The organism is Methanolobus psychrotolerans (assembly GCF_002243045.1).
Lineage (GTDB): Archaea > Halobacteriota > Methanosarcinia > Methanosarcinales > Methanosarcinaceae > Methanolobus > Methanolobus psychrotolerans.
This window is the reverse complement of the sequence record NZ_MBKP01000034.1, coordinates 1-22,074: the sequence shown is the minus strand read 5'-3', so window position 1 is coordinate 22,074 and position 22,074 is coordinate 1. Positions and strand designations below refer to the sequence as shown.

Sequence of the window (22,074 nt, the reverse complement as noted above, 5' to 3'; positions counted from 1 at the left end):
ACGTTCAAGTTTCAATCCTTGTTTTAGTGGATCTTGCTTTTGAATATGTATCAGTGACGATGAACTGAACGTAATGGGGAGTTTCAATCCTTGTTTTAGTGGATCTTGCTTTTGAATTGCATGGATAAAACTCACCTGCAATGCCCTTTATAAGTTTCAATCCTTGTTTTAGTGGATCTTGCTTTTGAATGCACAAAACACCTTTGTGCTATCAGTAGATTCGAAGTTTCAATCCTTGTTTTAGTGGATCTTGCTTTTGAATACATTTTAATCATTGCTCCATATTTAATATTCTTTCTGTTTCAATCCTTGTTTTAGTGGATCTTGCTTTTGAATATGCAACTAAAAAAGAAAGCATCACAAACAACATTAGTTTCAATCCTTGTTTTAGTGGATCTTGCTTTTGAATATTGACGACGGCCAGAACTGGCATATATCAGTCGGTTTCAATCCTTGTTTTAGTGGATCTTGCTTTTGAATTACAAGGGGATAAAATATTGAAATGTAAATATTATTGTTTCAATCCTTGTTTTAGTGGATCTTGCTTTTGAATTAAACAGTTACAGGATGATATAATTGATTATTTGGAGTTTCAATCCTTGTTTTAGTGGATCTTGCTTTTGAATAGAAAGTGTCCGAAGATAAAGTAATCGAGCAAAAACGGTTTCAATCCTTGTTTTAGTGGATCTTGCTTTTGAATTAACTTCATTAAGTTTTGAATAATCAGCATCAAATTGTTTCAATCCTTGTTTTAGTGGATCTTGCTTTTGAATAATGTGAAGTTAAATTAAGGTGTTGTCACATTCGAGAGTTTCAATCCTTGTTTTAGTGGATCTTGCTTTTGAATTTTGATTTGTACTGTTTATGTCCCAGTAGCAAGAAGGTTTCAATCCTTGTTTTAGTGGATCTTGCTTTTGAATTCTACACCACCAAAACTATATACATTAAGCTCATTTTCAGTTTCAATCCTTGTTTTAGTGGATCTTGCTTTTGAATAGCGCAAAATTTCCCGTCTTTTGCTTGAATATTGGCTATGAAGGTTTCTTTTGCAGCACTTTAATTCTTGCTACATAATTATCATAGGGTTTAAAAATATAAGAAAATAGTGCTATACACAGATATTCCTGTAACAACAGTCGATACACTTATTTCCAGACCTTGTTGCTTTGGGATACTTGCCCTTTTCGATAATCTCAAGTATAGCATCGATGACATCGATAGCCTTATTGAAGTCAGAAGAAGTTATTTCCATTTCTTTAACCAGGCTGTTGCTGCGAGTGTAGCAGATATAGCCCCTATTAACCTCTTTTCCATAGTTCTCTTTTATCAGGAGTCCCTGTAAAACTATTTGGTACCTGTAAGTAGAAAAGAGTTTTTCCTTGTATTCGGCAAATTTGTATTCCAAAGGTGCTGCAGTGCCATCTTCCAGAAAGAGTACTTCATCAACTATGCCTTTGATGTGATTGGTTTTCGATACAAGATAAACTTCAGATTCTTTCCTAATACAATGCAGCTTTTTCCGCACATAATCCTTGTTTGTGGACTGGCGCTCTTCATGCACTTCCCTGCCTTTGATGACCTTGAATCGCTTTTCTTCATGCTGCGGAATATCCAGACAACGCATGAAATAGATGAATCTTGGGCAGAACTGGTATTCCAGTACATCTGATATCGTTATAATTGTAGATACTTCACTTATTGCTTCTTCCATAGACATCCTCAGAAGAAAGTTGTCAATACTTCGTCGCTTACAAGGTCCCTGTCAAATGCCTGGCCTATCAGTTTGACCTTCCTGAAAGATTCCTCATCCATCGGGAAGATGTAAACCGAATCGATGTCTACATCGATCAATTCTTCACATTGGATTGCAAGGGAATCCCTCTGGTTAGTATTAAGATCACCGAGGAATACACTTTTCTGGACCCTGTAAAGACCATAGTCCTTGCACCTGTCACTTACCTTTTTTCGAACTTGGTTCTCTGCAATATCATATATTACCCACACAAGCATAGGTGCACCTCTTTTACTTATTTGATCAGGCTATTCGCAATCTTATGGCAGTCGTGCTCCAGTATATTCCTTATCTTGACATTCCTGCCATTATAATTCATGCTCTGATCCAGCGTCTCATTCAGTGACTGGATGAGCACGGCTTTTCCTTCTTTGTTCAGGCTCAGCCCGTTAGGAATACTGTCAAAATACTCTTCCTTTATCTGGCGTTTGGAGAACAGGGTGACAACCGTCCTGTCAACATGGACACGATACATCTCGATGAGGTCAAAGACCATAGATTTCTTGTTATAGTTATCAGTGTGCATAAAACCCACATAAGGATCAAGCCCGGAGATGATACAAGCTTTCTCGACCATGGAATATAGTACACCATAGCCATAATTCAGCAGGCAGTTGAAACCATCGACTGCGGGATTCCTGCTTCTGCCTTCAAATTTCCATTTCTCAGGCATGACAAAGCTCAATGCATTGAAATAGTGCCTTGACGCCATACCCTCTATACCCATGATCGAACCTCGCTTTTTGTCCAGCGTGCCATCTAGTTCGAGAAGTTGAGCCTTCATGCTTTCTATGTTTGCAATATACTCATCCAGTTCGGCACGTTGTTCAGGCCGGTTCTTCTTAAGGTCTTTGAGCAAATCGATCTGATTGTTCATCTTGGTCTCGATCCAGCCCCTTGCCATATCAAAACCTTTTTTCTGGTCAGCAACCTCAAGCTGACGCCTGCGGATCAGTGTCGTGCTCCCAAGCTTTGAATGCCATACTCTCCCGTAAGGGTCCCCGAAATGGTCCAGGAACACTATGTCAATATTGCTCTCCACGGCAAACTTGATGGCATCCGTGGTTATGGTTGCGGATGTGGTGATGAGAATGCTTTCAACCTTGTCTGCGGATACCTCAAAGACTTTGTCTTCGTTTTTGATGAGAAAGCAGTTATGGTTCTTTTTAAGATAAGAGCCGTGGGAATTGATTACAAGTTGCATCGTTTCACCGTCCCAAAACCGCGCGATACGGATTTACCCAGGCCGAGATAGTCAGGGATCTGGAAGTTTGTGACAAAAGAACCACGGAATGCGATGATCTCATTTCCTTTAAGTCGTGAACTGCGCTCTCTCAATTCTGTATGGCACTTGATCTTTTCAGGCACCTGGTAATCCAAAGACTTCGACATAGAAAGAATATTGCCAACAAGGTTCCTGTTGAGCAATTCTGCCTGCTGCTCTTTACTAAAGTCCAGATATTTCCTGTAGTTCTCCTGATTGAGTGCAAACCAAGGTGTTACAAAGTCATATTTGATCAGCTTCTCTGAAATTCCAAGATCCTCTTTTCTGTAAGTTATCCCTCGTTCAACGATCTCATACTCATTGCCATTGAGAGTGATTTTATCATACTCGTCGTATATTTCCTTCAACACCTCTGCACCTTCATTTATCCCGATAACAGTTGGTGTCCTGTCTATCATTTTGTACTGGACCATCGGATACCGGTAAATGAATTTATCTGCATTATGCTGGTGCAGAAGGCTGTATTCGTTGAACTTGGTGGCAAAAAAGCCTCTGAGCTGGGCACCGGATTCCTGGATGGGGCGGGTGGAGGTGAGGGTTAGAGTGAAAGTACTTAGTATCATGATCTTGTCTAACAAATTATAGTTCCACAGCCAGCATTTTCTCTTTTAAATCCAGTTTCTTTGTCATAGTAAGATTCAAGTTCGTAGTCATTAACATAACCAAGCTCACCCTCTTTAAAACCAAGTGCATAATTCTTAGGTACACTAATCACATAATCATAGAACTGCTTCTTTATTTTCAAAAATTCCATTTTCCGTTCAATGGGATCTTTTATTGTTAGAATTTCACAGTATCTTTTTTTAACTTCTGTTGCAGTTTCATCTAATTCAATAAAGATGTCTATCTTGTAATAATCATCCTTAATTAGTTTAAAATCAGAAATAGGTATTCGTTTATTTATATCTGGATTTCTATCATCAAAATATAATTCATGGATTGATCTAATTATTTTTGTTTGACTTCCAGATTTCATTTTAGCTTCTTCAAAATAATTATTGATTAATCCGATGAATTCAATTTCATGGATTGTTTTTTTGTTTTTTAATAAATTATCGACTATATATAACAAAACTGAATCATAGATATTAGTAAATGAACGACCATTTATATCAACTAAATTAACCAAATGTACTTCTGCTTTTTCTAATCTTTTATTTCGATTACATCTCCCCGCAACCTGTATTATAGAATCTAATGGACCCATATCACGATAAACACAATCACAATCAATATCTACTCCGGCTTCAATCATTTGTGTTGATACAACTATAATCTTTTGACCACATTTTATTTGTTTGTTTATAGCTTCTATTCGCTTTTTTCTCTGTACAGGAATTACATTAGTTGATAGATAACAAACTTTAAAATTCAGACGTAGTTCACGATTTTTATCAATTATCAATTTATAGAAGTCAAGAGAAGACCCAATTGTATTAAAAACAAACAGATATGAGTTTTTAGACCAATCATTCAGTTCATTGCAAAAAATACTTATTTCGCGTTTGTTGTTATTTATTTGTAAACTTACACGATTTAAATCTTCAGTTTTGAAATAATCTTCGTGATCGTCAACGAGTTCTTTATACTCTCCTTCTCTAAAAATTAATGGCTTTGTAGCTGTCATTAAAAGTATTCGACAATTAAAATATTCGGTCATGCCAATTAAAATTTCTCTTACTAAATCCCAATACTCAATTGGAATATTCTGTGCTTCATCTAAAATGATTATTGAATTCACGATATTATGGAATTTTTTTAAACTTCTATTTTTATAACCTATCAGAGTATAAAACAATTGAATAAAAGTTGTAACAACAATTTCAGATTCCCAAGATTCAATCAAAGCTAGACTTTGATTTAAGTCAGTTTCTTCTACACCTTCGATTTTATAAAATATTTCTGACATATGGTGATGTTTTAAAAGATATTGACTTTCATTTTTACTAAAATCGTTAATATGATTCAAAACGTTATCAAAAACAGCATAGTTTTGGTCTATGATGCTTGTAAAAGGCAATGAATAAATAATTCGTGGCTCATATGTTAGATTGAGATGGGTTTTCAGTATTTTTCTCAGTTTTAAGCCAGCCGATAAAGAAGTTAAAGTTTTACCTGTCCCAGTAGGTGCAGTTAAAGTGAATATTTTTTGGTTTGTACTTGAAGAATCAGATATATTTTTCAGGACAGATTTCCTTATTTCCTCTCTTATTCGATTGATGCCACTTTTATTATCTTCTTTGAAGCTATGCGATTTTAAGTATTCATCCACAATATTTGATGGCAGTTCTCTACGTTCAATTTCTTTAACTCCTCCTGCATGTTTCTTATCTGAATCAATCAAAACTGAGTAAAGAAGCTGAATAATAAGATAATAGTTTATATTTTTATTTTCTTCTCTTTTAAGCAAAAGATATAAGGAATTATTTAATTCTTTTACTAAAGATTTGATGTCAGCCGAGAAAATGATTGGTTTTTTATATTTCTCAAGTTTAAGAAATATATTCCCAGTCGAAAGATCATAAGTTCTAAGTAAATAGTCATATTCTTTTGTAATCTTGTCTTTATTAGTCCAAATATTTTCTAACTGTTTGTGCAGACTCTTAAATCCAACATTAAACAACTGTTCGCTATCAATATCTGTTTCAATGTTGTTTAAATCTCCATGATGATGCTTTACCACAAAATATGCCATCAAAGGTAGAAACATGTATGGTTTCTCATTTTCATAATTATTTTTTCTTATATATTCTTCTATAAGTTCAAAAGCAAATAAAGCTGAGATTAATCCATGATAAGTTAAAGGATTTCTCTTTTCGTTTTTACCTTGCAATTTATCTTGAAAATATGTTGTATACTTTCCAAAATCATGTGAAATACCAATGAGGTATGAAATTTCCATTATAATGTTAGCATCGATAATGTTAAGTTTTTTTGATGCAATTATTTTTTCACTCATTTGTCCAACATATTGCAAATGATCTTTAAGTATTATTGTAGGTTCCAAATGAGAATAAAACTCCATTTTATCACACTTACATGAACAATATGTTTTCAGTTAAATTGGAATCTTTCTCAGGATAGGTAACAGACCAACAGATGACATCATCCTTAAGATTCACACGCATTACATTTCCTTTGACTTCAAGTACATACTCCTCAGGTTTTTTAGGAGTTCTATCGCTCAAAAAACCAGTCGGCATATTCTCTGTAATATATTGAAGGTTATCATCGATAAACTCAAGTTGTACTTCATTAAGTTTACAAACAGTATTAATTTCCACTTTCCGACTTGAACTTTTTGAAATTCTACTTTCAGCAATATAATCAATTGATGCTAAAAACTCAGTTAAACCCATATATGGTGGATAGACATACTCTTTCATTTGTAGCCTTTCTTTTAATAGGCCGTATATCTTTTTATCCTGATGATGAAAATAGATTCTATATACTATTTCATCACAATCTCTCGGAATGAGAATTTCTAGTGGGATTTGGGTAGGTTTGTTGAATAATATTTTTTTCCCCTCCGTTTTTGTAAAATTATAATTAATTGTCTGCATCATCCGATTTACTTTTGATCTCAATGAAACAGCAACAGAACACACTTCGCTGTTTAATATTTCATAATATGTATCGTCACTATTTTTAGCGTTTCTTTCATTTGGCAGTCCCAAAAGACCTGCAATTAATCCAATAACAACTGTTTTAGGAGGGATTAAATAACTTAAAGAAGAGGAATTAGTATAGTACTTCCTAAAGTGTGCCATTGGTCCTTTGAAATCAAAAATTAACAGATTCTCCAGAATCAACTCATTATTTGGCATTTTAAATGATTCCTAGATTTTTAATTAGTAAAATCCGGCTTATCTAAACATGCTATTGGTATTTTAGCACCTTTTATTTCTAGAATCCCGTTATTTTCCTTCCAACCATTGAGACTTAAATCATCCTGCTTCCAGAAATGGATATTGAATATTCTATTTTTACAACTTCCCAATATCTCACATAATTTTGTTAAATCCAAACAATATTCATCAGGAGACCTTAACTTCGCAGTTTCATCAAAATTCATTTCTTTGCCTTGTTTATCTGCTATTTTCACATACTTTCTCAAATCACCTAACAAAAAGCCAGGTGAATTATATTCAATTCGAATATAGAGCAGAGGATATTGTCCTATTTTGCTTCTGGTGGTTGCTTCTAAAGGTATCGCATGTATCATTGCATCATCAAATAATCCAATGTCTTTCTCATTTAGATTCGTGTACTCTGCCCGTTTTGCACTTATTATTCCATGGAATGCAATTAAAGAATAATCTACACGATAATCTTTGCCCATTGCACCAGCACTTTTCGTTGATTCACCATCCTCATTAGTTTTACCACTGTGAAAATGAGATGTAATCCCGTTTGATTCCATAGGACCAGTGACTTTGTTTAGGGAATATCCCCAGTTAAACTGAATAGGGCCTGTAAAAATGACGTTTGCCTTACTTTCTTTAAAGGTAACATCTGGAACTATTGCACCAAACATACGTACATCAATTGCTTTATCTAAAAAAAGTTTGACTTCACTACTATCAATCTTATCCTGGTTTTTTTTATCTAATATATTATTCAAACTTTCTTTAGCATTTACAGTAACCCCCTCGTTTTTTGAAACAAAGATAGTACTATTTTTGTAATCACCTAAGTAGTCTCTAATGTACCTCTTCAACCTCACATCAGAAACAATATTTCTACTCCTGCTATAATCCATTCTTGGTTTATTTTCATCATCGGGATCACCATTTGGATTGCACATTCGTGCATCATAAATAAATAAGACATCACTATTATGAGCAATACTTTTTACATCATCAACCTTTTCGCGAACTTTATCAACCATGTAATTCACTCTCCTTAGCACTAATATTAATAATCTCTAGAATTTCGTTTACTTTTTTATAATTTTTATCGGTTCCATAAAATAAATCTATAGCTGTTTTCAGGACCAGTTCTTGTTCTGTAACGTTGTTGCCGTTTTCCTTTGCTATTTTGATCTTGTTCTCTACTAGTTTTATATTTTCTTCGGTTTTTATTAGATATCTCTGCCAACTAGCATAATTAGAAAACGCATAGCCAGAAAGAACATAAAATACGTTCTCTTGATTGGATAGTTTCCATTGAGAAATATTCATATCCATTAACATCTTGAGAGCTGAATATATATTTTCAGTATACTGTAATCGACCATACTGTCTCAACTTTTCAAATACATCATCCGATAACCTAATTAATTTCTCAATTCCCATTCCTTGAAAATTAATCTTGTTCAAAATCGGCTTCTTTTTGCTTCCTGTACCACTTTGCACATTGGCAATTTCCCCTATGAGAAAACCAAGCAAAAAAGAAGCTTTCTTACATTCATCATTGTATATTTCGATGTCATTCCAATAATTCAGTATTTCTTTTGGATATAATTCCTCCACTTTCACACTAATCATATTGTTATCTACATTCATGTTTTCACCATTTAATACATGCAATTTCTTGAAAAACAAAAGTAAAAAGTTCAATTGAAGAATTTTATATTCAAAAATGCTGTCAATTTTAATGTTATAATCATCTCTTTCAAACTTTATTATTTTAATAACATTCGTGAACTGATTAATCAAAAAACTATAATCTATTTGGCTTTCAGAAAAGATTGCATCTACTACATCAAGGTACCTTATAAATCCAGATGACTCTTTCTTTTTGATAGGAATACAGCCATAAATTCCCATCAAATCTATTTTAAAATCCTTAGTTCTATTATAACTACAATCGACTAAATTGATAATTTCTTCTTCTTTTCGTCTTATAAAATTCAATCTACTTGGGGGTACATCTTTTATTAATTTCCGAATTTTAAAATCATTTTTTTCAGAGGGATGATAGAACAAATAGTTTATTAAATAACTGTTCATATCAAACTCCGCAAAGGTATTTAAATTTTCATTGAAACGGTTGAGAGATTTTATGTTAGTGATAGAATTTGTGGTAGCAACAACATATTCTGAAAAATCATCAATAAACCAATTATCTGGCTTATAAACAAAATGCGGAATAATATAAGCATCCAAACCTATCTGGGTACTAAGTCTACTATCAATATAATTCTCTGCAATCATTAGATATTGATAACATTCCTTGCAGATATTGAAGTTTTTCTTGAAGCAACCGTCCAAGTTTGACGAAAATCCAAGTTTGTCATTTATATAAAACTTGAACTGCAGGTTTGTAGTATTACTCGTAGTAAATATTTTTTCTTTACCACAAAGAGAGCAGATGCCTTCTTGAAAATTATCCTTATATCTGCCTTTATCGATAAAAAGTGCTTCAATCTTTGAATCAAAAATCAAATTAGTATATTCATCCATTTTGCAAACAAGACTATTATCAATCTTGACTGTATAAAGTGAAACTTCATTGACATCTAAACCAATGAAGGAGAGTATATTCTTTTCAATTTGTCCTGTGAGTTTTATAAGACTTTTTTCGACTTCACTTTTTATTTTTGCAGATGTAAGCTCATTTTCCATTTCTTTGAGAACCTTTCGGGTATCATCAGAAAAATCGAATTTATCAGGCTTGATATAGTAAATTATTTCTGTTTTTTTGTTAGAATACTCTTTTGTACTGAAAAATTCATGTATAATTTGTTGAATGCAATTTTCTAATTCTCCATTCGCTTTCTCTTTAATTAAAGGTAATGATTTTGTGAGGATATTATTGATGCCATCGCTTGTTATATTGACTTGGGGTTTATTGCCTTTAAAATTGCCTACCCATAAATATTCTTTCCCAGAATCTTTTCCAACAGCATTTACTTGCTCAAAATCTATATATATTTTTTTATTAACAGTATCAAAATTCAGAATGACGACGTGTTGCTTGAATGGCTTATCTTTATTTTTCTTATTTGGTTTCGTTTCTGGCAATTTCAGACAAATATTTTCAAGAAATACTTTCGGTGCCAAACATCCGTCAACTGCATATTCGCCAATTTCTTTGATGGCTTCAATCAAAATATTTCACCAATCCTTTCTAGTACACATTGTGCATAAATTAAAGATAAATGTTCCTACTTTTGCCAGGTTGAAATTATACCGTATAAGTACATTTGTACGCCTCTAATATATACTTTATCATACTACACCAAAACAGTACTACTACCAAAATACTATGTATCTATATACCCTCAATCACAAATATATACCCCCTACTACATACCATCAACCAATGCCTGATCTGACACTCATCACCACACTGTACACTCTTGACCCGGTACTGTTCTGTATAACACGCCTCTCGCCATCCAGAGTGATAATTCTCACAGAAGACGGAGCGGTGGACAAAAAAGTCCAGGCGGAGCAGTTGCTTGAGAGCACTTTTGGCAAGGTCATCGAGATTCGCAAGCTTATCACGTCGTTGTATGACCCTGTAACTGTTGCCCAGGACGTAGCCGGAGCTATCGAGAAAGAACATGATTGGGGGAACCAGGTCGTTATTAATGTGTCCGGCGGCAGGAAACCGCAGGCTTTCGGGGCACTGTTCGGGGCTTATGCCAGAAGTGACATGGTGAAGAGGGTTGTCTACGTGACAGAAGAGGATAACGTCATGATAGAATTCCCAATATTGGGATTCAATATATCGCCTACCAAAAAGGCCATCCTTGAACACATAAAACAGGGCGAGAAGGCTGTCAGTGCGATTGCTGTCAAGGTGGGGATATCCAGGGGGATGGCCTATAACCACATACGAGAACTGAAAGACATGGGGTATATTTCAGATGAGGATGGGTTTTCCATAACCGACTCCGGAAAGCTGGCAGTCATCTGAAATTTAGATTATGCTGTTTCCTCATCATTCTGCCGGCGAACAGGAATACTGAAACCAAAAACACTGTATTTTCCGTACTCGCTCCTGACCCAGACCTCGCCTCCGTGAAGCCCGACAAGTTCTTTGACCAGGGAAAGGCCAAGTCCCGTACCCTTGTACCTGCCTGCAGATGACGTATCTATCTGGGAGAATGGCCGGAATAATCTATCGAGGTCCTGCTCCTTTATTCCTATACCATCATCCTCTACTTCAAAATGTACATAATCTTCAACTATCCTGCATCTGATGACGATGTTACCACTGTCGGAGGAAAACTTAACCGAATTACCTATCAAGTTATAAAGTATCTGTTTCAGTTTGCCGGAATCCGCTTCAATGGTACAATCTTCAGGCTCTGTATCGACATTAATAGATATATTCCTGACATCAGTTGATGGCTTAAGACTTTCCGCAACATCATGAACGATTGAAGAAACAGAAATACTTTCATATTGAAGCTCCATCTTTCCGGCTTCTGCTTTTGATATATCCAGTATGTTATTAATAATACCAAGCAAGTGATGACCGCTTGTGGATATATTTTGCGCATACCTCTTTTGTTTTTCACTTAAAGGTTCTAAGCCTTCATCTGCAAGAATATCAGAGAAACCGATTATAGAATTAAGAGGTGTCCGGATCTCATGGCTCATGCTTGCCAAGAACCTGCTCTTGGCATTATTTGAAGCTTCCGCGAGTTCTTTTGCCTCTTTGAGGACTTTTTCCATTGTTTTTCTTTCGGTGAGGTCTATCTCCATGGAGAATATCTCCAGTTGATCCTCAGCTACCGGAACAGCAGAATAACTTGAGAATACAGGAATTTTCCTTTTGTCTTTAGTCAGGAAAGTAGTTTCAAATGCATTAGTATAGTTCTTTTCGTTCTGTGCGGAAACAATGATATTGTCAAGTTCACTCTTACCTTCCGCAGGGACTATAAGCTCGGTCATTTTCTTCCCTGTGGCTTCACTTTTAGAATATCCGTACATTTTTTCACTTGCGCAATTCCAGTAATGTACCGTACAATCAGGACCAAAACCCTGGACTGCAACATCATGCACATTATCAATGAAGCTCTGGAATTTCATTTCAGATAAGATTAGTTTTTGCTCCTGGTCTTCCACAGTTCTTAAAAGTGCTACCTGCCTGCTAAGGACCATGTGTATTATGTTTGCAGTGAGAAGGATAAGGATAAACGTGAGAGCCTTGATGAAGGTCACATCCCCCGGAACAAGACCATTTACAAGAACGTTTTCAATCCAGTTACCGATATACAGCCATCCACGGTAAAGTATCAGGATAAATATCAAAACAGTAGTAACTGTCACTGAATAAGGTCTTTTGAACCACTCTTTTATCCGAAGTGGGTCCATATCCTCCTGATCAATTTTTATATTGTTTCCTCCTTTGCGGAATACAAAAGACATGAAAAAGTAATATCCGACAGAAATACCATATCGGATATGTTGCCATAACTATATGAATTATAAAGAGGTTAAATAATAAGAATATTATATATAGATTTACATTCAATGTAGCTATTCAAAAAACCACATGCTAATATTTACGAAATGTAAGAGAAAATAACATGCGCGATATTGAGTCATTTTCTACCAATTTGAATATTTTTTTATTTCTGGTCCTGATCAATTCACTTTTGTCAAGGTTTGCAGTTATCAATTCTCCTATATCCCCTGCCCCCGGTGTTTCCAACATGTATTTTGCAGTGGCATTCATGATTGTATTTGCCATGTGGCATGGAATATGGGGCGCCTTCTCTGCTTATCTGGGATGCATGATAGGTGCCGGGATACTTGCAGATATGCCATTTTCATTGAATGTGATATGGTCCCTTGCTGACTTATGGCAGGTACTTATACCACTGGCTGCTTTTGCATATTTCAAAGTGAACATAAGAGTGCGGACAAAAAAGGATGTAGCAGTTTTTTTAGTTTTTGCCTGCATACTAAACAACCTTGTAGGTGCCATGTGGGGTTCACTGATGCTGGCATCCAATGGTGTTATCCAATGGACTGAATTTGTCATGACATTTGAAGGATGGTTCCTGGGAAATTTTATCACAACACTGTTAATTGTACCATTTTTACTCAGGTACGTCACTCCGTACGTTCAACAGACAAAATCTTATGTGCACGGCTACTGGGTATGATTATTCAGCCATTAATAAATAGTACTGGTGCATATAAGTAGTATATAGTAACATTGAGCCGGGTATCCAAAACCAATTCACTTTGTGCATTCGATTTCTGAACAGATACAAATAGTCAGTATTATAAAAAATACAGTATAAATATGACAGCATCAAATAAGTCTCCAAAACAGAATGAACCTTCTTTATTAAATCTTGAAACAGATTCAATGGACCTCCGGGAAGATGGAATTGTTATAATAGCACCAGATGGGACTGTATCTTATGCAAATAAACGCTGGAAAGAATGTGCGCATAAATATGGTCCAAACCCTTTCAAATATGAGCACGGATATGAGAAACTTAACTTAAGCGGAGAAACTACCAATGGATTTTCAGACAAATGTGTTACGGTGGCAAAATGGATCAGAGATATAATTAATGGCACTGAAAAAACATTTTCTCTTGAGTATCCATCTCAAACCCCGGGTGAAAAACACTGGTTCTTAATGAAAGTACAGCCGCTTTCCCAAAACCATCCAACCGGTGTTCTTTTGCAGCATATTGATATCACAGAAAGGAAAAGAACAGGACCTGACCTGACTGAACATGAAAAATACATCCATTCATTGCTCAACAACATTCAACTTGCAGGGGTTACACTTGATCCAGAAGGGAATATCGTTTTCTGTAACGATTTCCTGCTTGGGCTGACCGGGTGGAAAAGAGAAGAAGTACTTTATAAGAACTGGTTCGACACGTTCCTGCCATCTGAAATAATCCCTAAGATCAAGACTGTTTTTGCAAAGACGATCGAGAAATCCGATGTGCCTTCATATTACAAAAATGAAATTGTCACAAAAAATGGAAAACGGAGATTGATCGCATGGAACAATACTGCCATAAAGGACATAACAGGACACATTTGTAGTATTACTAGTATTGGTGAAGACATAACGGACCGCAGGTTTGCAGAAAAATCACTCTTGACAAGTAAAGGACAATTACGCACATTAGTTGATACTATCCCGGATCTGATCTGGTTAAAAGATGTTAATGGGATATATCTTAACTGCAATCCTAAGTTTGAACGATTTTTTGGTGCAAAAGAAGCAGAAATTGTAGGAAAAACAGATTATGATTTTGTAGAAAAAGACCTTGCAGATTTTTTCACGAAAAATGATAAAGAAGCGATGAAAGCTGACAGACCAACTGTAAATGAAGAAGAGATCATCTATGCAGATGACGGACATAAAGAATACCTTGAAACTATCAAAAGTCCCATGTATGACCCTAACGGGCATTTGATCGGTGTACTGGGAGTTGGCAGAGATATCACCCAACGTAAACACGATGAAGAGGAACTGAGAAAGAAAGAATTGCAGCTCAGGACAGCGCAAAATGTCGGACGTTTTGGAAGCTGGCACTTTGACTTGAATTCCGGTAATGTTGATGCTTCAGAAGAAGCACTCCGGATATATGGGACGGAAATTAAACAGTTTACAATCAAAAAAATACAGGAAATACCGCTGCCAGAATATCGTCCTGTACTAGATAAAGCACTTCATGACCTGATAACAGGAAAAGCACCATATGATGTTCATTTCAGAATCCGGAGGCAAAAAGACGGAGCTATCCGTGATATACATTCCGTTGCAGAATACTTTGCTGAACACAACATCATAATTGGGACGATCCAGGATATAACTGAACTAAAGCAAGCAGAAAATAAACTGCTTGAAAACAAGGCTCTTCTGAATGAAGTCGGCAGAATTGCTATGATTGGCGGGTGGGAGTTTAATGTAGTTTCTGGACAATGCACATGGACACCCGAAGTTCTAAAAATCCATGAGTTAGACATTAACACTCCTGCAAACAATGAACTCGGATTGACTTTCTACCCGTCGGGTTCAAGAGAGAGCATTGTAAAAGCTTTTCAGAATGTCGTAGATAAAGGAGAATCATATGACCTTGAACTGGAATTCATCACGGCGAAAGGAAATCATAAATGGGTCCGGACAAGTGGACGTCCTACAATAGAAAATGGCAAGGTCGTAAAGGTAACCGGAATACTGCAGGACATAACAGAGCGCAAACAAAATGAGCTTAAAATAGAAGAGGAAGCGATCCGGCGGCGTATATTTGTAGAACAGTCCAGTGATGGGATAGTTGTTATTGACCAGAATGGTAAAGTTTTTGAGGCAAACCAGAAATATGCGGATATGCTGGGTTATTCTCTTGAAGAAGTCCTGCAGTTGCATGTATGGGATTGGGACACACCCCAGACACACGAAGATCTGCTTGAAATGATAAGGAATGTTGACGACTCAGGCGATCATTTTGAAACACGTCACCGTCGTAAGGATGGAACTTTCCTTGATGTTGAAGTAAGTTCGAACGGAGCCATGTTTGGTGAGCAGAAACTGGCTTTCTGCGTATGCAGGGATATTACCAGGAGGAAACAGGATGAAGATGAATTACGTCATGCCAAACTGGAGGCTGAGGCTGCTAACATGGCAAAATCAGATTTCCTTGCTAATATGAGTCATGAACTGCGCACGCCCCTCAATTCGATCTATGGTTTTTCCCAGTTGTTAAATGATAGAATACCTGGTGAATTGAACGAAAAGCAGAGCCAGTATTTATCCAATGTTCTAAAAAGTAGCAAACATTTGATAGAACTTATCAATGATATCCTTGATCTGTCAAAAGTTGAAGCCGGGGAAATGCAACTCTGCTGCGATGATTTTCTGATCAATGATCTGATAGATGAAACGGTGACATCAATGCAACCTGCCGCAAGGAAGAAACACATTGGCATCAGGACTGATATTCAGGCAGGCAATGTGAAGATTTTTGCCGACAAGAAGAAGATGAGGGATATTATGTATAATCTTCTTTCCAACGCAGTGAAATTCACACCTGAAAGTGGAGAAATTTGTGTTAGGGTAATTTGTAGTAATGGTAAACTTCAGGTTTCCGTCTCAGATAATGGCATTGGCATCTCAAAAACAGATCAATTGGAGATATTCAAACCTTTTAAACAGGTAGACAGTTTCCTGACCCGCAAATTTGGAGGAACTGGCCTTGGTCTTGCAATTGTAAAGAAGTATGTGGAAATGCATGGCGGGAATGTTCTTGTTCAAAGCGATACCGGAAAAGGAAGTACTTTCACATTTATGATCGCAGTTAAACCTGAGAATGGTTGATTACTAATGCTTCGTGCGACTCTGTAAAAAACATGTCCTGAACAAATAATGAACCGAAAATGAACGCGGATAAACACGGATGCTCACTTCTATGGAGCTAAGTGCCTGTTGAATATTTGTATGATAAGCAACCCAGATACCATATCTGCATGCATCAGTTTTTACCTGTGGTTTATTAAAGAGTAGAAAGTTTCTACAGATCCCTTCATGCCAATATTCCATAATGATCCTGGATGACATCATGTTCTTGTTTTTTCCAGGTACTGCCAGTAAGTATTCTGTAAGCGATCTCACACAGACCATATCTTTGAATCAGTAATTTGATAGATAAAGGCAGGTATGTGTATATAAGTAAATATCAGTATTTCTCACTGGTTCTTTCTCACTGGTTCTATTTATGTGGACTGTGGGATCTTCATGACCAGCACTTTGTCTATTTTATTGCCGTCCATGTCTACCACTTCATAGCGTAGTCCTTTGAATTCTATATGGTCTCCTGTTTTTGGTATGCCCTGTAAGGTGAACATGATAAATCCGGCAATAGTCCTGTAATATCCCAGTTCCTCCTGCGGAAAGGAATCCAAAGACAATGTATCCTTTAACTTCTCAATAGGCGTATCTCCATCAATAAGCCAGGAACCATCATCTCTCAAAACCACCGGCATCTCTAAAGGCTCGCCAAGGGACCGAACATCACCTACGATCGCTTCAAGGATGTCATGCAAAGTAATGAGCCCTTGGATACTGCCATATTCATCAGTTATCAAAGCAATATGCAATCCGAGTTCCTTGAACAATTCAAGGAGCTTCAGGATAGGGAGAACTTCAGGTACAAAGAGCGGTTTTATGATATTTGTCCTTATATCGACGGTGCCAGATTCCACAATCTTTGCCAGGACATGCTTTACAGATACTATACCGACAATATTATCCAGATCCTTTTCGTATGCAGGAAAGTAGGATCGACCACTGTGGATCATTTTCTGTAGATTCTCATCGATGCTATCGTTTAAGTCAAGAGCGATTATATCAGTGTGATGGGTCATCAGGGATTCAACACGAAGATCGCCAATTTCAAGCACACCTTCTATCATACTCAACTCTGCCATCTCAAATACTCCGGCCTCGGTTCCTTCTTCAAGCATGATCTTGATCTCCTCTTCTGTTACTGGCGGTTCATTGGTCTTTTTAATCCTCATAACCCGGAGCACAGCTTCGGTCGAAACACTGAGAATGATAACCAATGGCCTCGCTATTGCAGAAAGGAGTAGCATAGGCTTTGCAACTTTAGAAGCAATGGATTCTGCGTCATTGAGTGCAAGTCTTTTAGGGACAAGTTCTCCAAAGATCAAGGTCAGGTAAGTGATTGCAACTACCACAAGAATAATGCTGAGAGCATTGCTGTATGGGACCAGAGAAGGGAATCCGCGGAAATAGGCTGCAAGGCCTTTTGCCACCGTAGCTCCACCGAATGCACCGGCAAGAATGCCCACCAGGGTGATCCCTATCTGGATCGTCGAGAGGAAAGAGGTCACTTCTTTACTGATTACTAGTGCAGCTGCAGCCCCTGTATCCCCATCTTCTGCCAGTTGCTTAAGACGGGTTTTCTTAGATGAAACAAGGGCAAACTCCGACATAGCAAAGATGCCATTAAGTAATATCAAAATAATGACAATGATAACTTCAAAAGTGTAAGACATTTTTACATTTGCCATAGGCCTACAATAATTTAAACATGTTTCGGTCTGTAGAATCTGATGCTGTCTAATTAGAAGTGAGAGATTAAACGCTAATCCGATATCCTCACAAAAGAATACAGTCACTTGCACAACCTATATATACGAACAAACCTATTAAGAATTGCTTTAAAATCAGACTGTTTGCTAAACGTATTGGCATAAGATGGCATTTACTTAAACTGTAGATTTCTATTTTGCATTATGTTTTCAGCTTATTCAGGAATTTTAAGCTAAATAAAGGACGTGAATTAAAAATGTTTAACAGCAATGAATCAACAGCACCAGTAGATGCCGGAAAGACATACGAAGTTACAATCGAGGACCTCGCAAGAGAAGGAGACGGAATTGCAAGAGTAAGCGGTTTTGTGATCTTTGTACCTGGAACTTCCGTAGGCGATGAAGTAACTGTAAAAGTTACAAAAGTAATGAGAAAGTTCGCATTTGGCGAAGTCGCTGAATAATCATACTCATTCTAACAGAAGTATCATTTAATGATACTTCAATAACATTTTTTCATTGAGCGTCTCATTGCGCATCTTAAGCTATCGTTTCTAATCTAATAATTCATTTCATATATATTCTGTTTCTTGCTTTTTTTATAATTCATTTTAAAACAGATATATGAAACATGAAACGTATTTTAATATATTCAAAAAGATTATTTGAAAAGATGAATGAGATAATTCATTTCATCTTAGCTAAGGAAGCCTTTACGCTCCAGCCAATTGATCTGCGGGCGGGTGTATTTCCATATAACATCTGCTTTTGAATCCTGTATTTCCCAGGGAGTAGCAATAACAATGTCACCTTCACGAACCCACATTTTTTTCTTCTTTGAACCTGGTATCCTTCCCATGCGGACAATTCCATCCATGCATTGCAACCTTACCCTGTTTGCCCCAAGCAGACTGGAAACTGTTGCCAGAACCTCGTTATTCTCTTTGCGCGGAGTCCTAACCCTGACAACTTCCTGCCCCTCAGGATTCCCGCCGCTTGCATTACTTTTTCTTTTATTGCTTCTATAATTAGCCAGATTAATACCTCAGTGTGTGTAAACTATTTTATTCCTGTTTCATTCAAAAACAGGATATTTATGAAAAATGCTGTCTATGTGTTTTGACAACATTAAAAACATCCATTTTAAAGAAACCTAAATTCGACCATGGCCCATTACTGAAAAAAAGATGAGATTTTCACAGCATCTGTATGGACAACTGATTTTACTATATAGAATAGGCTCAAACTATATAATATGAATCGTAGGTTCAGGAAAATACCGGATATTAATCCGGTAAAGATTTCCCCCTAAATTAAATTTACTTGTTTTCAGAAAGCATTATTTTCAGAAGACCTGCAGCGATATCCATAGAAGTATAATCCTCATCCAGCATTTTCTCCACCCAGTGCATATATTTTCCAAGGTGCCCTTCGTCAATGTTTTCCTTTACTTTCTTTGCAAGCATGGTGGCCTTGAAATCTTCAGCATCGCTTCTGGAGGGGACCTTTTTACAAAGGATCTTGGTCTTGGTGTATTTCTGGATGCTTTTGATCTTGTATATCTCTTTTGGAGTAACAAAAGTAAATGCAATTCCCTGCCTTCCTGCACGACCGGTCCTTCCTATCCTGTGGACGTAGGATTCTTCATCCTGCGGCATATCGTAGTTAAATACAACTTCAATATTCTCAACATCTATACCACGGGCTGCCACATCGGTTGCAACGAGGGTTTCTATTTCCCCGTTCCTGAAACTTGCCATGACCTTCTCCCTCTGGGTCTGCTTCATATCACCATGAAGACCGTCAGCAAGATAACCCCTGGTTTTAAGGGTATTGACAAGGTCATCGACCATTCTCTTTGTATTACAAAATACAAGGGATGATTGCACATCATAAATATCGATCAGTCTGCAAAGGACATCAGGTTTCATGTGATGTTTTACTTCAAAATAGGATTGTTCCATGTTCGGAACAGTGACAACTTTATGGATTGTCTTGACCAACATTGGATTTTGCTGATAGTTCTTGGTCAGCTTCATTATTGGTGCTGGCATTGTAGCTGAAAAGAGGATTGTCTGCCTCTCCCCTGAAATACGGTTAAGGATAGTTTCAATGTCTTCCCTGAATCCCATATCAAGCATTTCATCTGCTTCATCAAGGACGACCATGCCCACATTGCTAATATCAAGTGTCTTGCGTTCGAGGTGGTCCATTATCCTTCCGGGAGTTCCAATTACGATGTGAACCCCTCTTCTGAGGGCCTTTATCTGCATCTCGATACTCTGGCCACCATACACTGGCAGTATTTTTGTGCTCGTGTACTTTGCAAGTTTGCCTAGCTCATCTGCGACCTGATTTGCCAGTTCCCTTGTAGGACAGAGAACAAGCACCTGGATATTTTTGCTGTTAACATCTATCATTTCCAAAGCGGGTATTCCAAATGCAGCAGTCTTGCCTGTACCGGTCTGCGCCTGGCCAATGACATCCCTGCCTTCAATGATGTAAGGGATCGCCTGGGTCTGTATGGGCGTAGGTTCCTCAAAACCTAACTCCTCAATTGCTTTTTCGATATTTTTAGATAGATGAAGGTCTTTAAACGTTGATGATTCCATAGTATAGTTCCTGTGATTATGTGGCCACCAATGCAAAACATAAGATGAAGTCACATCATCCGGATCTGTTTTCAATTTGGCCCTGTTAAAGGATATTGTTCCAAATTGTTTTGTAACGCAAAACAAAAAAGAGCAGTGGTGTAGTAACAGCGGCAATGGAATTAAGTCTGTCGGTGAAACAAATCAAAAGAATGTAAATCCTGATGAATTGACCTTGATATTTCCCCGCTTTCCAGGACTGTCGCTGGTATTCAGGAATTTCTATGAGTTCCATAGAAACCTTTAAAGCATTAATAGAAGCAAATGATGAAGACAGATGATGCCTGATCAGTTTTATATCTTTTTATCCTAAGCTTGCCAATACAGGAAATAGTTTCTTTCACGAACATGAATCTGCCCTTTCTGCGATATATGAAACAGCAGCAGAACCAAGAGAATCTATCACCCTTGAAGCTTCCCCGTCATTACCCTTATCAAGTGTTTTTTGACCTATATCTTAAAGATTGTTAATTACTGTAGACAGCACAATTTTTTGATGCCGGACTGCTGCAACCGTTCCTATCTGTTCAAGGGAAAATAAGCCGGTAACACAGCTTTTTGATATTTGATTTAAATGTCTTTAAATTCATCTATTTATTTAGTTATATACTTATTTGGTTATATATTTATTTAGTTATATATTTATTTAGTTATATATTTATTTAGTTATATATTTATATATTAACATATTTATTTGCTTATTTACTTATTTGAGGTTTAACCATTAATCCCATTAACCCTTTAAATGGCCCATTAACTCTTACAACTGCTTCTTTTCGCTAAAATTTCCTTTTATGCCCTCATATCCTCAACTTTCTAAAAGCGCTTGGAGCACGTATCAGGTCAAGTCTTTCAACCTTAAATGCTGCCAGTGCCGTAAGTAATGCAGTTATATTGCTTATTGAAACAAACAACTTAGCCCACCCATTGCCTCTGGTTAGTGTTTTTGACCTATTGTATCCAACGACCTCGTTTGAATTTTTCCTTTCAACGCAAGTCCTCAGATCATATATCTTTTGAAGTATCTGATGATATGTCCGGGGAATATAATCAGCTCTGAAATGGTTACCTCTGTCGGTTTTAAGGACAGTTCCAACACTATTGGACCTTGCAGCTATGGCAGGAATAATCTGTTTATCGAGCACAGTTGAATTTGACCTATGACTATCAGGTCCGGCATCTGCTATCAGCATGACAGGTTTTTGAGCTGTTGATTGTGTACACTTATCTATCGTTTCCTGGAATATAGTATTGTCATTTTTACTCGCATCCACAGCATCCCAGTAAACCGGCAATCCAAACAACCTATCAACAATACAGGTATCAGTATATCCTGTACCTGAAAGTACA

17 protein-coding genes and 1 CRISPR repeat array are annotated in these 22,074 nt (G+C 36.9%); of the genes, 4 read left to right on the top strand and 13 right to left on the bottom strand.

Annotation, left to right across the window (positions count from 1 at the left end):
• Positions 1-8: 8 nt before the first annotated feature.
• A CRISPR array of direct repeats spans positions 9-996; the repeat unit is 37 nt; unit sequence GTTTCAATCCTTGTTTTAGTGGATCTTGCTTTTGAAT.
• Positions 997-1,108: 112 nt separating this feature from the next.
• Genes cas4 through BB781_RS11025 form a run of 8 tightly spaced genes read right to left on the bottom strand, consistent with a single transcriptional unit; the run spans position 1,109 to position 10,132 of the window.
• Positions 1,109-1,711, bottom strand: coding sequence for a CRISPR-associated protein Cas4 (gene cas4, locus BB781_RS11060; protein ID WP_242492632.1), 603 nt, complete (start codon positions 1,709-1,711; stop codon positions 1,109-1,111).
• An 8-nt stretch (positions 1,712-1,719) separates the two neighbouring features.
• Positions 1,720-2,010 (bottom strand): CRISPR-associated endonuclease Cas2, encoded by a 291-nt coding sequence (gene cas2, locus BB781_RS11055; RefSeq protein ID WP_094228552.1) that lies wholly within the window; start codon positions 2,008-2,010, stop codon positions 1,720-1,722.
• Between the two features lie 17 nt (positions 2,011-2,027).
• Positions 2,028-2,996, bottom strand: coding sequence for a CRISPR-associated endonuclease Cas1 (cas1, locus tag BB781_RS11050; protein ID WP_094228551.1), 969 nt, complete (start codon positions 2,994-2,996; stop codon positions 2,028-2,030).
• Positions 2,984-3,655, bottom strand: coding sequence for a CRISPR-associated endonuclease Cas6 (locus BB781_RS11045; RefSeq protein ID WP_242492631.1), 672 nt, complete (start codon positions 3,653-3,655; stop codon positions 2,984-2,986). Before BB781_RS11045 ends, cas1 begins: the two co-directional genes overlap by 13 nt.
• On the bottom strand, positions 3,649-6,102 hold the full coding sequence (locus BB781_RS11040) for a CRISPR-associated helicase/endonuclease Cas3 (protein WP_094228550.1): 2,454 nt from the start codon (positions 6,100-6,102) through the stop codon (positions 3,649-3,651). The genes BB781_RS11045 and BB781_RS11040 overlap by 7 nt, the downstream gene beginning before the upstream one ends.
• Before the next feature lie 10 nt (positions 6,103-6,112).
• Positions 6,113-6,904, bottom strand: coding sequence for a CRISPR-associated protein Cas5 (cas5, locus tag BB781_RS11035; RefSeq protein WP_094228549.1), 792 nt, complete (start codon positions 6,902-6,904; stop codon positions 6,113-6,115).
• Between the two features lie 20 nt (positions 6,905-6,924).
• A complete protein-coding gene (cas7b, locus tag BB781_RS11030) occupies positions 6,925-7,968 on the bottom strand; it encodes a type I-B CRISPR-associated protein Cas7/Csh2 (RefSeq protein WP_094228548.1) in 1,044 nt (347 codons plus the stop codon).
• Positions 7,961-10,132 (bottom strand): TIGR02556 family CRISPR-associated protein, encoded by a 2,172-nt coding sequence (locus BB781_RS11025; protein WP_164997853.1) that lies wholly within the window; start codon positions 10,130-10,132, stop codon positions 7,961-7,963. Before BB781_RS11025 ends, cas7b begins: the two co-directional genes overlap by 8 nt.
• 214 nt (positions 10,133-10,346) lie before the next feature.
• Between BB781_RS11025 and csa3 the strand changes: the two genes are divergently transcribed.
• Positions 10,347-10,946, top strand: a complete 600-nt coding sequence (gene csa3, locus BB781_RS11020; RefSeq protein WP_094228546.1) for a CRISPR-associated CARF protein Csa3 — start codon at positions 10,347-10,349, stop codon at positions 10,944-10,946.
• 8 nt (positions 10,947-10,954) lie between these two features.
• On the opposite strand, the gene BB781_RS11015 is transcribed toward csa3, so the two are convergent.
• Complete coding sequence (locus tag BB781_RS11015) at positions 10,955-12,406, bottom strand: PAS domain-containing sensor histidine kinase (protein WP_094228545.1); 1,452 nt, start codon at positions 12,404-12,406, stop codon at positions 10,955-10,957.
• A gap of 161 nt (positions 12,407-12,567) precedes the next feature.
• Here BB781_RS11015 and BB781_RS11010 point away from each other — a divergent pair, with 161 nt between their 5' ends.
• Both BB781_RS11010 and BB781_RS11005 read left to right on the top strand, forming a co-directional pair.
• Positions 12,568-13,149 (top strand): MASE1 domain-containing protein, encoded by a 582-nt coding sequence (locus BB781_RS11010; RefSeq protein ID WP_094228544.1) that lies wholly within the window; start codon positions 12,568-12,570, stop codon positions 13,147-13,149.
• 143 nt (positions 13,150-13,292) lie between these two features.
• Entirely contained in the window at positions 13,293-16,337 is a 3,045-nt protein-coding gene (locus tag BB781_RS11005; protein ID WP_094228543.1) for a PAS domain-containing sensor histidine kinase, read from the top strand.
• A gap of 395 nt (positions 16,338-16,732) precedes the next feature.
• On the opposite strand, the gene BB781_RS11000 is transcribed toward BB781_RS11005, so the two are convergent.
• Positions 16,733-18,052, bottom strand: coding sequence for a hemolysin family protein (locus BB781_RS11000; protein WP_242492630.1), 1,320 nt, complete (start codon positions 18,050-18,052; stop codon positions 16,733-16,735).
• A gap of 278 nt (positions 18,053-18,330) precedes the next feature.
• On the opposite strand from BB781_RS11000, the gene BB781_RS10995 reads away from it, so the two are divergent.
• Positions 18,331-18,537 (top strand): TRAM domain-containing protein, encoded by a 207-nt coding sequence (locus BB781_RS10995; protein WP_094228542.1) that lies wholly within the window; start codon positions 18,331-18,333, stop codon positions 18,535-18,537.
• 233 nt (positions 18,538-18,770) lie between these two features.
• On the opposite strand, the gene eif1A is transcribed toward BB781_RS10995, so the two are convergent.
• The 3 genes from eif1A to BB781_RS10975 form a co-directional block, all read right to left on the bottom strand.
• A complete protein-coding gene (gene eif1A, locus BB781_RS10990) occupies positions 18,771-19,109 on the bottom strand; it encodes a translation initiation factor eIF-1A (RefSeq protein ID WP_094228541.1) in 339 nt (112 codons plus the stop codon).
• 283 nt (positions 19,110-19,392) lie between these two features.
• A complete protein-coding gene (locus tag BB781_RS10985; RefSeq protein ID WP_094228540.1) occupies positions 19,393-20,685 on the bottom strand; it encodes a DEAD/DEAH box helicase in 1,293 nt (430 codons plus the stop codon).
• An 839-nt stretch (positions 20,686-21,524) separates the two neighbouring features.
• Positions 21,525-22,074: transposase (locus BB781_RS10975; RefSeq protein ID WP_340637522.1), on the bottom strand; the 550-nt coding region annotated here is incomplete at its 5' end.

What these genes read in the sequence shown, in the direction of transcription:
- BB781_RS11015 (WP_094228545.1), bottom strand. Translation starts at nt 12,406, where the DNA reads ATGTCTTTTGTATTCCGCAAAGGAGGAAACAATATAAAAATTGATCAG.
- csa3 (WP_094228546.1), top strand. Translation starts at nt 10,347, where the DNA reads ATGCCTGATCTGACACTCATCACCACACTGTACACTCTTGACCCGGTA.
- cas1 (WP_094228551.1), bottom strand. Translation starts at nt 2,996, where the DNA reads ATGCAACTTGTAATCAATTCCCACGGCTCTTATCTTAAAAAGAACCAT.
- BB781_RS11010 (WP_094228544.1), top strand. Translation starts at nt 12,568, where the DNA reads ATGCGCGATATTGAGTCATTTTCTACCAATTTGAATATTTTTTTATTT.
- cas2 (WP_094228552.1), bottom strand. Translation starts at nt 2,010, where the DNA reads ATGCTTGTGTGGGTAATATATGATATTGCAGAGAACCAAGTTCGAAAA.
- BB781_RS11005 (WP_094228543.1), top strand. Translation starts at nt 13,293, where the DNA reads ATGACAGCATCAAATAAGTCTCCAAAACAGAATGAACCTTCTTTATTA.
- cas7b (WP_094228548.1), bottom strand. Translation starts at nt 7,968, where the DNA reads ATGGTTGATAAAGTTCGCGAAAAGGTTGATGATGTAAAAAGTATTGCT.
- BB781_RS10985 (WP_094228540.1), bottom strand. Translation starts at nt 20,685, where the DNA reads ATGGAATCATCAACGTTTAAAGACCTTCATCTATCTAAAAATATCGAA.
- cas5 (WP_094228549.1), bottom strand. Translation starts at nt 6,904, where the DNA reads ATGCCAAATAATGAGTTGATTCTGGAGAATCTGTTAATTTTTGATTTC.
- cas4 (WP_242492632.1), bottom strand. Translation starts at nt 1,711, where the DNA reads ATGGAAGAAGCAATAAGTGAAGTATCTACAATTATAACGATATCAGAT.
- BB781_RS11040 (WP_094228550.1), bottom strand. Translation starts at nt 6,102, where the DNA reads ATGGAGTTTTATTCTCATTTGGAACCTACAATAATACTTAAAGATCAT.
- BB781_RS11000 (WP_242492630.1), bottom strand. Translation starts at nt 18,052, where the DNA reads ATGGCAAATGTAAAAATGTCTTACACTTTTGAAGTTATCATTGTCATT.
- BB781_RS10995 (WP_094228542.1), top strand. Translation starts at nt 18,331, where the DNA reads ATGTTTAACAGCAATGAATCAACAGCACCAGTAGATGCCGGAAAGACA.